Genomic DNA, 14742 nt, shown 5'->3' with positions numbered 1-14742 from the left:
ACCTTTTCTACATGAAAAACTAACTTTTACCCATTTCTGTTCCAAAAAACCTGAGCAATTTGGTATAATTTTATACTACTCTAGCTCAAGTGGTTCGCTGGCTCTCCGATCAGTATCCCAAAGGAAGTTGATCATCCGGGTTGTGTAATTGGCCTGAGTCAACCAGCGGCTGGCTTCGGAATCACTCCGTTTAGCCAGTTGCTCATTTACCTGATTAGCGGCATTGTTAAATGAATCCCGGGTAGCCTTGTTGAGGCTTAACACCGCAACCGGATTCTGGTTATACAACGAAACTACTTTAATGTAGTTTTGCCAATCAGATTTACGAGCGAAACGACTTACTCGCTGTTCAACGTAGGAAGCAAATTGCTTCTCAGTACCATTGACCAGCAGTGCGGTTGCCGGCTTATTTGCTGCCGGGCTATCATCAGTGAAGGTGGTAGCCGCGGTTGCCTGTTCGGCCGCCAGTCCTAATCCAAGAACCAGCGACACAAAGATAACACGCGATTTCATTGTTTTGTTCTATTTTGCTTTCAGTTATTGAACGCACAAATATCTCTATAAATTCATTGGATGCAAAACTTGTAATGGGTCGATACGGAATTTTATTTTGAAAATTAGATTGATTATTCCATATAATCTAAAATATAAAACTATAATTTTAAATTTGACAGAATAAAATTTTACACAAAGAGTTGTTGATTTGTATAAAAAATTTATTTGCAAAGTTTGAAAGTTCTTTAAAAGATTATATTATTGGTTAAAATTGTTCATAGCAAATTGTATTCCCATAGTGCAAAATGAAATGACTGCGTTACCTGCCCGGTCCAGATAGTCCGGCAACTGGATCATTTCATCCTCAGGAAACTGCCCTAAAACGAAATCTACCTGACGACCTTTCGAGAAATTATTGCCGATTCCGACCCGAAGTCGACCGTATTCCTGAGTAGCCAGTACTTCGTCAATGTTGCGCAACCCATTATGCCCACCCGGCGAACCTTTGGGCTTCAGACGTAACTTGCCAAACGGCAAATCTTTATCGTCGGTGACAACCAGCAGGTTTTCGATCGGAATGTTTTCCTGCTTCATGTAGTATTGAACCGCCCGGCCGCTGAGGTTCATATACGTAGTGGGTTTTACAAAAAACAACTGCCGACCTTTGTGCTGCCATTTGGCGGTATAGGCCAGGCGAGTCATCGAGAAGTCAAAACCATGCTGAGCGGCCAGGCGGTCGAGCACCATAAAACCGGCGTTGTGGCGGGTGAGCGCATATTCCGGGCCGATGTTTCCGAGGCCCACAATCAAAAATTTAGTCATAAACCAGACCAGTCAATACGTTAATCTGTACCTAAGCTGCCGCAAACTTCGTACTATTTTCAACGCAAGCCGCGCGAACCTGCTACTTGTCTTCCTATACATGAACGAACTAATTGACTAACTGATTGACTATTTTTACCTCATGAATCAACAACGCCTTATCCTTTCCAGTCCGCTGCTGGAGATTGTCATTAGCCGGCTGACGCAGGAACTAATTGAAAAACACCAGGATTTTGCCAACTCCGTTTTGTTGGGTATGCAGCCCCGCGGTATCTTCTTTGCCGAACGGGTGAGCCGGGAACTGAACCGGGCGATGGGCCGCGATATACCACTGGGCTACCTTGATGCTACGTTCTACCGCGACGATTTCCGCCGGCGGGACTCTCCGCTACGGCCCAACACAACCCATGTGCCCTTTCTGATCGAGGATAAGCGCGTTATTCTGATCGACGACGTACTGGCTACAGGGCGTATGGTCAGGGCGGCACTGGATGCCATGGCGGCCTTCGGGCGGCCCCGCCAAGTGGAGTTACTGGTCCTGATCGACCGGCGGTATAACCGCGATCTGCCCATAAAACCGGATTATACCGGCAAGCGCGTCAACACCCTGGAGTCGCAGCGTGTTCTGGTCGAATGGACTGAGCAGGGTGCCGAAGCTGACCGGATCTGGCTAGTAGGCTAATCTTTTTTGCTGCACAGATCGTTATCTTATAAACAACCCCCACCCGACGTATGGCTCTGGTCGCTCCCGTCACCGTTTATAAGGTACAGTGTAATACCGTCGCCGAAACGCCCGATCTGCTGGCTGTAGAAGAGCCGCTGGAAATTCGGCTCGGGTTTGGTCCGGTCGATGCCCGGCAACAGCGTAGTCTGGCCATAACGATGCGAACGCCCGGGCACGACGAAGAGCTGGCGTTTGGCTTTTTGCTGACCGAAGGCATCATTCAACAACCTGCCGATATTATCTCCTGTCGACACTGCGTTCAGGACGCAACTAAACAGGGAAACGTATTGCGTGTTGAGCTTAATCCTGCGGTAGTCGTCGACTGGCAGCGGCTGGAACGAAACACATTTACCTCGTCGAGCTGTGGGCTGTGCGGTAAGGCTACTATTGAAGCGGTACAGGCACTGACTCCCGGGCGGCTTGCTTCTTCCTTTCAACTATCGGCGGATCAGCTACTGGCCCTGCCCCATCAGTTACGCGACGCGCAACGGGCATTTGCCTACACTGGTGGGCTTCATGCGGCCGCTCTGTTTGACAAAGCCGGACAACTTCTACTGGTCCGCGAAGATATTGGTCGGCATAACGCACTGGATAAATTGATCGGCGCTGCTTTCTGGAAGGGCTGGCTGCCACTTACGCAGTACGGTGTATTGCTAAGCGGCCGCATTGGGGTTGAACTGGTGCAGAAAAGCTGGATGGCGGGTGTACCCCTGCTGGCGGCCGTAGGCGCACCATCGAGCCTTGCGGTACAAATGGCGTTTGAGGCCGGTATGACGCTCGTTGGATTCCTGCGCGACGAACGTTTCAATCTGTACACGTCTCCGGAACGTATTGACCTGATGACACACGTAAACGATGAAGCGGTACCGAATCATTGAAGTGCCATCGAACCTTGGGTTAAAAACGACCGGGGTGGAACTGCTGCCGGCTGCTTTGCGCGTAAACGGTTTTATGCCGGAAGCCTTTCGGAAAGCAATATCCGTTCCTACCCATGATATAGCTTACAACCCGGTGCGTGATCCGCAAACAAAGCTGCTCAACGGGGAGGGAATCGCTACGATCGCCCGGCGGTTAGCGGATACGCTACGCCCAGTACTCGAGGCTGGTGAATTTCCGATCGTATTGGGGGGCGACTGTAGCATCCTCCCTGGACCTATGCTTGCTCTCAAACAACGCGGGCGGTATGGATTGCTGTTTGTGGATGCCCACGCTGATTTTTACCAGCCGGAGGCTGAACTCAACGGCGAGGTGGCTTCGATGGATCTTGCCATTGTGACGGGACGCGGGCCGGATATTGTTGCCAATATTAACAACCGGAAGCCGTATGTGCTGGATACGGACGTAGTGCATATTGGACAGCGTGATCAGGACGAAGCGGAGGAGAATCACAGCCAACGCATTCAGGATACAGCCATTACTTGTTTTGATCTGCAACGGCTTCGGGAAGAGGATATCAGCAACGTCATAACCAACGCCTTACACTATCTGCAAAAGGCAGAACTTGATGGATACTGGACACACCTGGACGTAGATGCACTGGACGATGAAAACATGCCTGCTGTTGACTACCGGTTGCCGGGGGGATTAACGTTTGATGAGTGGGTTTATCTGCTCCAAAAAGTAATTGCTGACCCAAGGTCCGTAGGCGTCACGATCACCATTTTCAACCCTAAATTAGATACTAACGGCCAACTGACAAGGCAGTTAGTGGAACTCCTGAACCAAGGCTTTGCCTATTGAGCCTACTATCATGCAGCAAAACACCCCACCTGAAGAACTGACCGGTAAGCTGAACGTTGGTCAGCCTAAAACTGAAGCCGCCGGCCTTACGGCTGTTGTGAAATCATTTGAGCACGTCCTGCGTGGTACCGACATTGGGCGGGGCTGGAAGGCGCTGGTCAACCTGAACCAGAAAGACGGCTACGACTGCCCGTCCTGCGCCTGGCCCGATCCGGATGGCCACCGGTCGTCCGTAGCTGAATACTGCGAGAGCGGGGCCAAAGCTGTAGCCGACGAAATCATGACCAAGCACACGGCGTCACCGGTGCTATTCCAGCGGTATTCGGTGGCGGAATTGCTGCAAAAAACGGACTTCTGGCTTGGGCAGCAGGGTCGGCTAACCCAACCGATGATCCTCCGGCCGGGCGATACCCATTACGTTCCTATTGAGTGGAACGAAGCGTTTCAACTCATTGGCAATACGCTGAACGGGCTGGCATCACCAGACGAAGCGATTTTCTATACCTCCGGCCGAGCGGCCAACGAAACGGCCTTTCTGTACCAGTTGTTCGTGCGGATGTTTGGTACCAACAACCTGCCCGACTGTTCGAACATGTGCCATGAGTCAACCAGCGTGGCACTGGGCGAAACCATTGGTTTAGGCAAGGCTTCGATTGTTTATGACGATTTTGAGAAGGCCGACGTCATCATAATTATGGGCCAGAATCCGGGCACCAATGCCCCTCGTATGTTGACTCCGCTGGAGGAAGCCAAACGGAACGGTGCCACGATCATTGCCGTTAACCCGCTGGTCGAAACAGGACTGCTGGCGTTTAAGTATCCACAAAGCCCGCGCGATATGCTGCTGGGCGGACAGAAACTGACCGATATTTACCTCCAGATACGCATCAACACCGATCTGGCCCTGCTCAAAGCCATTGCGAAACTGCTGCTGGAGGAGGAGCAGAAAGCGCCGGGACAGGTACTCGACAAACCATTTATTGAGCAGCAAACCGCTGGCTACGAGGCTTTCCTTGCCGATCTCGCCCGATACGATGTGGATGAGCTGATCGACCAGACGGGCCTGTCGCGCGACGATGTGCAGGCTGTAGTGGATACTCTGAAGTTTAAAAAGAAGATTATTATCTGCTGGGCAATGGGCCTCACCCAGCACCGTAACGCCGTCGAGACAATCCGGGAAGTGATCAATGTTCTGTTGCTGAAAGGAAGTATTGGTATTGAGGGTGGAGGAGCCGCGCCGATCCGGGGCCACAGCAATGTACAGGGCGACCGGACAATGGGCATTTATGAGAAGCCAAAACCGGCCTTTCTGGATAAACTGGCAACAGTTTTCAACTTTGAACCGCCCCGCGAAAACGGCTATGATACGGTAGCGGCCGTCAAGGCCATGCACGAAGGCCGGGCTACCGTTTTCTTCGGCATGGGCGGCAACTTTGCGATGGCGACGTCGGATACCAACTACACGGCGGAGGCTTTGCGTCGGTGCAAACTGACCGTACACGTATCGACCAAGCTGAATCGCAGTCACCTGATTCACGGCGAAACGGCCCTGATTCTGCCCTGTCTCGGCCACTCCGACATCGACCGGCAGGCATCCGGCGAGCAGTTTGTCAGCATGGAAAACACCACCGGGGTTGTTCAGCTCTCGAAAGGTGTGGTGGAACCGGTGTCTCCGCAGTTATTGAGTGAACCGGCAATCGTAGCTGGGGTGGCTAAAGCGACGCTGGCCGGCAAATCGACGGTCGACTGGGATGCCCTTGTCAGCAACTACGACCATATCCGCAATCTGATTGAGCAGACCGTCGAAGGTTTTGAGCAATATAATGAGCGGGTACGGCAACCGGGTGGTTTTTACCTGCCGAACGGCCCTCGTAAGCGCACATTTACCACATCCGACGGTAAAGCTCATTTCTCGGTCAACACACCAATTGGCCACGACCTGAGGCCGGGCGAACTGCTCCTGATGACGGTACGAAGCCACGACCAGTTCAACACAACCGTGTATGGCAACGACGACCGCTATCGGGGCATCTACGGCGAACGACGCGTCGTGTTTCTGAATGCCGATGATATAGCCGACCGTGGGTTGTCGGCCGGGCAGGTGATCGATCTGCACAGCCATTATGACAATCAGCAGCGTACGGCTCACCGATTCATCATCGTGCCGTATAAAATACCCCGTGGCTGCGCAGCCGCTTACTTCCCCGAAACGAACGTGCTGGTGCCTATCGATTCCATAGCGGATAAAAGTCATACTCCGACCTCGAAATCGATTGTAATTACGGTGACACCATCGACGTAGCGCATGGGTCGATAAACGCCCACGTTATTTTGTTGCTACGTAGAAGAAATCGAGGCTACCGGCCGGGTCGTTGCTGACCAGATAGTCGGTGTAATGAATCTCGGTCGCCAGACCATCCTGTTGCAGCAGCCGGTTACGGTTCAGTCGGTTCATCAGGTCGTAAGGGACCTGTAGCAGCCGACGTGGCAGGCGGTATTGCAGGTTGAAAATATCAAAGCGGGTCAGTTTGCGTACGGATTCTTTATTTTGCTCATAATACGTCATCACCTTGTCGTTACCGTGGATACCCCGCGTTTGGACGCTCCTGAAGTACTTGCCCATCAGGTTTTTCAGCTCATCGGCGTAGTATTCCCGAACGTGCCACGGATTGCGCGTGAGCGAAAATTTTCGGTTGACAGTCGTCAGCAGGAGTTTTCCGCCCGGCTTCAGCACCCGGTGCGCTTCCCTGATAAACAGGTCATCGTTTTCGATATGCTCAATAACCTGGAAGGTAACGATATAATCGAACGTATTATCGGCCAGATCGGTAAGCGGAGGAATGTTGGCCGCAATGAACGTCGATTGAGGGTATTCCTGACGCAGGGCGGCAATCAGGTCAGTATTTTTATCAATGCCGGTATACTGACTGGCGGCCTGCGTTAGTAGCTGCAGGCCACGACCCCAGCCACAGCCGATCTCAAGCACTTTTCCGCTGACCAGATTGGCCGCTTCAACGTACGGAAAAAGCAGCCGCTGGTGAACAGGATTATCAGACGCGATTTCGGCCGAGGTTATTTCGGTGGTTTTGTACATATTCGGGATGTCGGATGCTAACGTATTGACCAGAAATCCAACGACTGTCCGTCGGCATCTATTATCTAATAACTGGTTTGCAAAACAATCAGTAAAATTAGTCTTTTGCAGAGCTAAAGAAAAATGAAGGTGACAATAACCAAACTGTCGCCGGTTTTTCGTTAGATATAAACAACTTAAGGATAGCGTTATTGATCGTTGTTTATGCGTTTACTATATGCTTTAGTGATGATTAGTGTGCTGTCGGCCTGCTCCACAACAAAACCGACGCAGGAATACGATGCACGCGTCAGAGAAAAAGGGGGTAGTCGACAGGCCGATCCGCAGGATTCCGGTTCCCGACAGACCAGTTCGCGGCAGGTAGCTCCTGTATCGTCTTCGCCGGCAGCCGCCCAGAATGCCGCCAAAGCCGCAGGTGAATGGACCGTTACGTCCGTAAAAGGGAAATACCTGATTATTGACAGTTCGTCCGTTCGGGTGTATCTGAATCTGACGGCCCGGCAACCCGACGGCAGTCCCGTTACGAATCCATCCGATTTGTCGAGCCGCTTCCAGATTGCCTATGTACTGTATCCCGACTATAACAATCGCGATCGGCTGGGCTATGGCAACGTACCGCTCAACGACCAGACACTGGTGCGTGACGGCGATCATCTGACGCTGACATTTGACATCAAGCGACCGAAAGACGTAGCCAGTGCAGTGCTGTTAACCGAAATGACCGAAGTTAGTACCGGCGCCAAAGCCCGTAATGACCTGCCGGTACGCTTCAGAGCCGTGAAACTGAGTGATCGGTATGCGCTTTTCGATAAGAATGGACGATTGCCGCAACTCCGCAACTATGTTAACCAGGGCGATACGGTAGTGATCCGAAGCGTAGAGGGGAACAGCAAGCCGTTGTTCGTTTTCCGATACAAGCATGAATTTGACGCAGCCTCTTCGCCAATGAATACGTCGTCGCGCCCGGCATCGCGTTCACTGGATGTCGATACAACCCTGAGGGTTACGACCAACCAGCCGTTTACCTTGCCTAAAGAAGGGTTATACTATTTCATGGAGGATACTACCGATGCCTATGGCATTGGGCTGGTTGTAACGGACAAGCGGTTCCCGAAAATGACCCGTCCTGACAAGCTCATCAAGCCCGTGCTATACATGAGTACGGGGTCGGAGATTAGTGAGTTGAATCAGGCGCAGGATACCAAGAAAGCGTTTGATCGGTACTGGCTGAGTTTGATGTCAGGTAATGAGGATGTGGCCAAGCGGACCATTAAAGCGTATTTCGACCGCGTAGAAGAAGCTAACCGCTTGTTTACGAGTTATAAGGAGGGCTGGAAAACCGACAAAGGTATGATTTACATCGTACTTGGTCCGCCCGATCGCGTACAGCGCAACCGCGAACGCGAGGTATGGGTGTATAATCGACGGGCCAACGTGTCGGAGATTACCTTTACCTTTACGAAAAAACCAAACCAATTTGTCGAGGATCATTATGAACTGGTGCGCTACATCGAGTACCAGCCGATTTGGTACCCGATCGTAGAAGCATGGAGAACCGGCGCAATCCGCGAATAAATCGTTTTAATAAAAACCGGTCTGGCGAGACCCGGTCAGGCGTGACCCGTTCTGGTGAGGATCGGACAGACGTACCGTCAGATCAGGAATCATCTGACCGGGACAGGCCTGACCGCGACTACAGGTCTGACGATACGTCTGACCGGGTCTCGCCTGACCGGGTCACGCCTGACCGGGACAGGCCAGATCGGGACCAGCCTTACCGCAAGTCCTATAATCGTTCTGGAGGTGGGCGGCCGGGCGGCCCGCGACCGCAGTTTAAGCCAGCACCCGAAGAGATGGTGTTTGGCATACAGTCGGTAATCGAAACGCTGAAGTCCGATCAGCAGATCGACAAGCTGTACATGGAAAAGGGGCTCAGTAACCCCGACATCCAGAACCTGGCGTTCCAAAATCGCGTAACCATTCAGCGCGTACCGGTGGAGAAACTGGATCGGATGACGCGCAAAAATCACCAGGGGGTTATCTGCATGGTGTCACCAATTCACTACGTCAAGCTATCCAACGTGATCGCTGATGTACACGAGCGGGGCGAAACACCGTTCCTGCTGCTCCTTGACCGAATTACAGATGTGCGCAATTTTGGAGCTATTGCCCGGACGGCCGAGTGTTCCGGGGTACAGTGCATCGTAATTCCAGGCCGGGGGGCAGCCGCCATCAACTCCGACGCGATGAAAACCTCTTCGGGGGCTTTGAACCATATCTCTGTTTGTCGGGAGTACGATCTGGCCGATACAGTGAAGTACTTGCAGGAATCAGGCATTCGGGTGATTGCGTGTACGGAAAAAACGTACCGCGACCTGTACGCAACTGATATGACGGGGCCGTTGGCCGTAATCATGGGTTCGGAAGAAGACGGTATCTCACCCGAGTTGCTCCGAATGGTCGATACGCACGTCCGGATACCATTGCTGGGGGAGGTAGGTTCGCTGAACGTATCCGTTGCAACGGGGGTAGTTTTATACGAAGCCGTTCGGCAACGGAGCAGCGGCCGATAGCTGTCGTAGTAGTGAAGGAATAGACATCATCAAAAAGGCCTCATTTACTCAATGAGGCCTTTTTGATTGTACTATGCTGGTAAATGATTACAGGCTGCACATTGGCTGCTTCGCTGCATCATAATATTTCCTGATGACCTTTGTCAGGTGGCTGGCATCAGTAAAGCCCAGATCGTAAGCAACCTCTTTGATGCTCTGTCCGGAATATTGCAGACGGCTTTGGGCTACGTTCACCCGGGCTTTCAGAATATATTCCTTTAGGTTCTCCCCTACTTTTTTCTTGAAGTATTCGCCCACGTACGTCGGTGCCAGGTTGAATTCGCTGGCAATAACTTCGACCTTCAGCTTATCGTTGTCGAACAGATTGTATTGAATGTATTGCAGAAGGTCTTTTGTCTGATTATTCTGGGCTTTGTGACTGTCCCGAAAGCTGTTTTCAAGGTTGCGCACCAGTACGTTCAGCATGGCCACCATATTAGTTCGGATGATGGATTCGGAGGGGTTCGTTTCTTGCTGCTCATGAACTATGCTGGTAATCAGACTAACCATCAGCGCCTTGTCCGACGCCGAACGAATGATTTCGCCGGGCATCCGATTGTAACTGCTCAGTACGTAATGCAGGTTTTTGAACCACTGGCTGTAGTCCATCATCTGCCGTTTGTCTTCCTGGAAGAACAGAGCGTTGAAGCGGATAAAGACAAATGACGTTGGCGAACTGATCTGAAAGGAATGGCAATCGTAGGGTGGCAGCAGGAATATACTTTCTTTCCCGTACGGCAGCATGTTGCCGTTGATGCATTGACTTCCCGTGCCGTTTTTTATGAAAACGAGTTCAAAAAAGTTGTGCTGATGCGGCCGTTTCGTCCAGACCTGCAACACTTCTTCCTGAATAGTGAAAGGCTGTGCGGTATGCTCAATCTGCATAGAACAGGGTTGCTTTTTTCTGTGAGGGCCGATTTGCCCGGCATGGTTATAAACAACAGGACTCGGCAGAAGGTGCTTGGTTGAGAAAAAGCTTTACAGTGCCACGATCACCTTCCCGATAGTACGGCCGCTCTCGACCTGTGCGTGGGCTTTCCCCATGTCTTCAAACGCAACTAGTTCCGATACGTGGGATTTAATGATACCCTGCTCCAGCCAATCGGCAAGCACCTTCATGTCTTCGCCGTTAGACGACACCAGGAAGAAAAAACCATTCACCCCTCTGGCTTTAGCCTTTTCTGTCACTGTTTCACTCAATCCTGAAGGAATGCTGATAAGGGTACCGCCCGGTTTTGCCACATCCAGCGATCGGTCGATGTTATCGCCCCCGATGGTATCCAGAATGAAATCGAATTCGTATGGGCTATTGGCCCAGTCGTAGCCGTGGTAGTCGATGTGCTCATCGGCCCCTAAGCGCATAACAACATCTTTGTTTTTGGCTGAGGATGTCCCCACTACATGCGCACCGAGGTGTTTGGCTATCTGCACCGCAAAATGGCCAACACCGCCGGCGGCTGCATGTACCAGAACGGTTTGTCCCGGCTGCACCTGTGCTTTCGTGAGCAGCGCCTGGTAGGCAGTGAGGGCCGCCAGCGTAGCGGCTGCCGCTTCGGCATGGGTAATGGCCGACGGTTTCAGGGCCAGTTGGTTGGCGGGGGCGGCTACGTACTCCGCGTAAGCTTTGCCGTGACCCGGGAAGTTGACCATACCGAATACGTCGTCGCCGGGTTTGAAATTCGTGTCGCTTCCGGCTTCGGTTACTACACCGCTAATGTCCCAGCCGATTATCAAAGGGCGTTCCTGCTTGATGCGGCCGTAAGTACCTTTGCCGGCGCGGGTTTTTACGTCTACCGGGTTGATGCTGATGGCCTTTACCTGTACCAGTACTTCATCTGGTTTGATAGTTGGCCTGGGAATTTCAGTATAAATCAGTTTGTCGATTCCGCCTGGCTCGTCAATGATGATGGCTTTCATGGTTGTTATTTTTTTCTGATTTGTTTAGGGTACCCTGGTGCTCTAAAGGCTGAGCCGCAGGAAAGTAAAACCGGTTGGGGTTTTGCCCTGTCGTATTTAAGTGCGTTGAAGACCACACAAAATTCCTGCAAATGGGGCGGTTGGAAGGAGTATGTTTACAGGTTTGTCAGGTACGTTTTCAGGTTACCCTTTCGTGGCCCGACGATGAAGCGACAAAGCAAAGCCTAGCAAAAAGCCCCGCCATGGCGGGGCTTTTTGCTAGGCACAGAAACACTCAGATTATGATTTCTTGGTCGCGGGTTTCTTAGCCGCCGGCTTCTTGGCACCGCCACCCGGCGTACCATCCAGTGAATTGATCCAGGTCGCCAGTTTTAGGGCATCCTCTTTCGGTACCTGCTTCATTGGAGCCATCGGAGGGTAACCAGGCCAGTTGCTCGGTACCGGATTATAGATCAGTTCGACGATTTTTTCGTTTGTATAGTTTTTCTTAGCTACGTCTTTGTAGGCCGGGCCAACCAGTCGCTGATTCGGACGGTGGCAGGCAATGCACGTATATTTTTGCATCAGAGCGTTCATGTCGGCCGGAATTTCGTCGGTAGACGCCTGAGCGTTGGCATTGTACGAAGCTACAGTCACCAAAGCCGTAGCGAAGAGAAATCCAAACGTTTTTTTCATGACAAACGGGTAATCAATAAATGGGTAAAACAATGAAAAGCAGGTTGTATCTAGTTCTACAAAATTAGGCTGATTCACAACATAAGCCAATTGTAGCTTAGCTTTTTACTACCTAAATCCTTTGTATGACAGAATTTAATGGAAAACGTTTAAAATTAGCGATCCAATTTTGTAAAAAATGATGCCTGTCGATCGTTTTTCCGGTCATGCTGACCTGTATGCTCAGTACCGGATTGATTATCCCGCTGATTTATACGACGTTGTGCTGTCGAGGGTAACTCAGCGTAATGTGGCCTGGGATTGTGCTACGGGCAATGGACAGGTTGCCGGGGCACTGGCTGCTTATTTTGACCGCGTAGAAGCTACCGACATTAGCGAAAAGCAACTGGCGCAGGCGGTACACCAACCCAACATACACTATCAGGTCAGCATGGCCGAACAGACACCGTTTTCGGATCAGACCTTCGACCTGATTACCGTAGCGCAGGCACTGCACTGGTTTAATGTGCCTGCGTTTCATGAAGAGGTACGGCGGGTAGCGAAGCCGGGAGCCGCGATTGCCGAATGGGGCTACGGTATGGTTCAGGTATCGGCGCAACTGGACCCGATCATACTGGATTTCTATCGAAACGTTATTGGTCCGTATTGGGACCCTCAGCGTCGATACGTCGACGGAGCGTATGCCACGCTGCCCTTTCCCTTCGATCAGGCAGAACACCACAACTTTGTCGCCCGGCGATCATGGTCGCTGGATCGGTTTCTGAATTACCTCAGGACGTGGTCGGCGGTGCGTCAATACCTCTATGAAAATGAAGAGGACCCCGTAACGGCGCTGGGCGACCGGCTGAAACCGCTGTGGACGGCCGACGAGCAGGACGTTCAATTTCCTATATTCCTGCGTATCGGCCGGATTTGATGACGCTTTGCGGTAGTTAAGCTTCCCAGATCACCCGAACGACTTTGCCCGGTACGCCGATGGTCTGGAAAAATTGCAACCAGTGTAATTGCTGGGGCCCGAGGTGATCGGTCGGGGATTTAACTTCCACAAATTCATACTGCCCCTGTTCATTCCAGATCAGCAGGTCCGGAAAACCGCGGGTATGCTCCCGGACGTTGCGGGCCATTTCGAGCAGAATCAGCCGCAACTGCTCTACGTCGATGAGGTCGATAAGCCGGTGAACCAGCCCGAGCAGTTCATCGCTCCAGTCGACCAGTACGTTTGTAATGCCGTATTTGGCGTTGAACATCCGGCCAGTATGCAACCGCCAGGCTTCTTTGGTGTCGAGGTCGGCCAGGCGCTTCCGGAGCAGGTCTTCGCGCTTCAGGTAAAAATCAGGCAGGTAAAAATCCGACGGGGCGCGTTGCAGCGGGTGGTGGATGGCCTGCACGTTGGCATCGTAGATAATGTCCCAGAACACCAGCCCGAAGAGCCCGCGCCACGGGTAGTTTTCGGTAAAAGCCGCGTCGAAGTCCTGTTCGAGGTAATGGTTCATTACGCCTGCTTCGACATGGTGTCGGTAGGCCGCCGGAATGTTCACGCTCTCGGCATCGGACAGGAAGCGCGTTGTGGTTTTTTTACTCCGTTTCTTCTCGCCCGCGCTCAGAATCTTTTCCCGGAAGTCATGCGCAAAATAACGTTCATCGGCGTTTTGTGGACTGGTTGCAATCTCGTCGCACAGGGCCAGGGCTTCGTCGATCAGGCCGTTTTTGAACAGCAGCCGAACGCGCCGTTCGCGGGCGGGAACGCGATCCGATAACTGATACACGGCCATGGCCTGGTCCGGATGTTTCTGGCGTTCCAGATATGCCCCAACGCGGCAAACCAGTTTCTGATAGCCGGGAATCGCAATTTCGGTCAGTTCGGGGCGGGTCTCGTTCCAGTTCAGAAACCAGTTGTAAATATCCTCAGCGGGTGTTTCGGCTTCTTTCAGTTCGTAAAATTCTTCGTTGGTCAGCGAAATAAGCAGCTTATCTTCTACCTCCTTGCGGGTGCGGAAGCGGGCGGTGAGCTTCGACTCGTCGTAGCGTTCAAAGTTGACCATACCCAGATCGCGGATTACAAACTCGGTCATGTCCGACGAACGATTGCCGAAGAAGAGGTACTTCACCATCATGACTTCAGCCTCAAAATTTGTCTTTACGACCGTTTCACGCGTGGTCAGACTCGTCACGATTTCACCAAAATCAAGCTCGTGAAGAGCGTACCGAATGACTTCCTCTTTCTTTTGCTTCGATAACGGTTTAAGCTCTTCGGGCTCGAGGGGGAGCAGTTCGAGCAACTCAGGTTTGGTAAATACACCCAGGGCATCGTCGCCCATGACTTCGTGGTGCGGAGTAAGCCGCTCAGCGAATCCTTGCTGCAACAATTGGCCCAGGGCCGCCGGCAAGTCCGTAATCTCATTGTACTGTAGCTTGTTGATCCGGAAGAAAAGCCCTTTTCGGTTGCTCAGCCGGACAAAAAGACACTGTGCGTCAATGCTCAGGGCGTCAAATTGACGAACAAAGCTCCACTCGGCTTCGTTGAGCAGACTGCCGTACAGTCGTTTTACAAAATCCAGCACATAGCGGAAATTGTTAAGGTAATAGCGAGGGGTTAAAATAACTTGCTGACGACCGACCATACGTATGAAGGGGTATTGGCTCGTTATTGGTTTATCAACAGC

At 51.9% G+C, this 14742-nt stretch carries 14 protein-coding genes; 7 read left to right on the top strand and 7 right to left on the bottom strand.

The features are described 5' to 3' along the window. Window positions 1–75: 75 nt before the first annotated feature. Together BN8_RS22195 and pth are read right to left on the bottom strand one after the other, a co-directional pair. Entirely contained in the window at window positions 76–513 is a 438-nt protein-coding gene (locus BN8_RS22195; RefSeq protein WP_009284188.1) for a hypothetical protein, read from the bottom strand. Window positions 514–753: 240 nt separating this feature from the next. Then, a complete protein-coding gene (gene pth / locus BN8_RS22190) occupies window positions 754–1317 on the bottom strand; it encodes an aminoacyl-tRNA hydrolase (RefSeq protein ID WP_009284187.1) in 564 nt (187 codons plus the stop codon). Between the two features lie 142 nt (window positions 1318–1459). Here pth and pyrR point away from each other — a divergent pair, with 142 nt between their 5' ends. Genes pyrR through BN8_RS22170 form a run of 4 tightly spaced genes read left to right on the top strand, consistent with a single transcriptional unit; the run spans window position 1460 to window position 6083 of the window. Beyond that, on the top strand, window positions 1460–1999 hold the full coding sequence (pyrR, locus tag BN8_RS22185; RefSeq protein ID WP_009284186.1) for a bifunctional pyr operon transcriptional regulator/uracil phosphoribosyltransferase PyrR: 540 nt from the start codon (window positions 1460–1462) through the stop codon (window positions 1997–1999). Between the two features lie 50 nt (window positions 2000–2049). Beyond that, the gene (gene fdhD, locus BN8_RS22180) at window positions 2050–2919 is read left to right on the top strand and encodes a formate dehydrogenase accessory sulfurtransferase FdhD (RefSeq protein ID WP_009284185.1); all 870 of its coding nucleotides are present in this window, start codon (window positions 2050–2052) and stop codon (window positions 2917–2919) included. Then, window positions 2897–3781 (top strand): arginase family protein, encoded by an 885-nt coding sequence (locus BN8_RS22175; protein WP_009284184.1) that lies wholly within the window; start codon window positions 2897–2899, stop codon window positions 3779–3781. The genes fdhD and BN8_RS22175 overlap by 23 nt, the downstream gene beginning before the upstream one ends. A gap of 10 nt (window positions 3782–3791) precedes the next feature. Then, on the top strand, window positions 3792–6083 hold the full coding sequence (locus BN8_RS22170) for an FdhF/YdeP family oxidoreductase (protein WP_009284183.1): 2292 nt from the start codon (window positions 3792–3794) through the stop codon (window positions 6081–6083). Between the two features lie 24 nt (window positions 6084–6107). On the opposite strand, the gene BN8_RS22165 is transcribed toward BN8_RS22170, so the two are convergent. Further along, window positions 6108–6875 (bottom strand): class I SAM-dependent methyltransferase, encoded by a 768-nt coding sequence (locus BN8_RS22165; protein ID WP_009284182.1) that lies wholly within the window; start codon window positions 6873–6875, stop codon window positions 6108–6110. A 204-nt stretch (window positions 6876–7079) separates the two neighbouring features. Here BN8_RS22165 and BN8_RS22160 point away from each other — a divergent pair, with 204 nt between their 5' ends. After that, window positions 7080–8450, top strand: a complete 1371-nt coding sequence (locus BN8_RS22160; RefSeq protein WP_009284181.1) for a GWxTD domain-containing protein — start codon at window positions 7080–7082, stop codon at window positions 8448–8450. A 278-nt stretch (window positions 8451–8728) separates the two neighbouring features. Beyond that, window positions 8729–9448, top strand: coding sequence for a 23S rRNA (guanosine(2251)-2'-O)-methyltransferase RlmB (gene rlmB / locus BN8_RS22155; protein ID WP_051041118.1), 720 nt, complete (start codon window positions 8729–8731; stop codon window positions 9446–9448). An 87-nt stretch (window positions 9449–9535) separates the two neighbouring features. On the opposite strand, the gene BN8_RS22150 is transcribed toward rlmB, so the two are convergent. From BN8_RS22150 to BN8_RS22140, 3 genes are all read right to left on the bottom strand, one after another. Then, on the bottom strand, window positions 9536–10372 hold the full coding sequence (locus BN8_RS22150) for an AraC family transcriptional regulator (protein ID WP_009284179.1): 837 nt from the start codon (window positions 10370–10372) through the stop codon (window positions 9536–9538). Between the two features lie 93 nt (window positions 10373–10465). Next, complete coding sequence (locus BN8_RS22145) at window positions 10466–11404, bottom strand: NADP-dependent oxidoreductase (protein WP_009284178.1); 939 nt, start codon at window positions 11402–11404, stop codon at window positions 10466–10468. A 279-nt stretch (window positions 11405–11683) separates the two neighbouring features. Further along, entirely contained in the window at window positions 11684–12079 is a 396-nt protein-coding gene (locus BN8_RS22140) for a c-type cytochrome (protein WP_009284177.1), read from the bottom strand. Between the two features lie 178 nt (window positions 12080–12257). On the opposite strand from BN8_RS22140, the gene BN8_RS22135 reads away from it, so the two are divergent. Next, entirely contained in the window at window positions 12258–12995 is a 738-nt protein-coding gene (locus BN8_RS22135; protein WP_009284176.1) for a class I SAM-dependent methyltransferase, read from the top strand. Window positions 12996–13011: 16 nt separating this feature from the next. On the opposite strand, the gene BN8_RS22130 is transcribed toward BN8_RS22135, so the two are convergent. Continuing rightward, entirely contained in the window at window positions 13012–14700 is a 1689-nt protein-coding gene (locus BN8_RS22130) for a VRR-NUC domain-containing protein (RefSeq protein ID WP_009284175.1), read from the bottom strand. Window positions 14701–14742 lie beyond the last annotated feature (42 nt).

It is taken from the genome of Fibrisoma limi BUZ 3 (assembly GCF_000296815.2).
GTDB classification, from domain to species: domain Bacteria; phylum Bacteroidota; class Bacteroidia; order Cytophagales; family Spirosomataceae; genus Fibrisoma; species Fibrisoma limi.
Note: the sequence above shows the minus strand (reverse complement) of the source record. Positions and strands in the feature narration are given on the sequence as shown.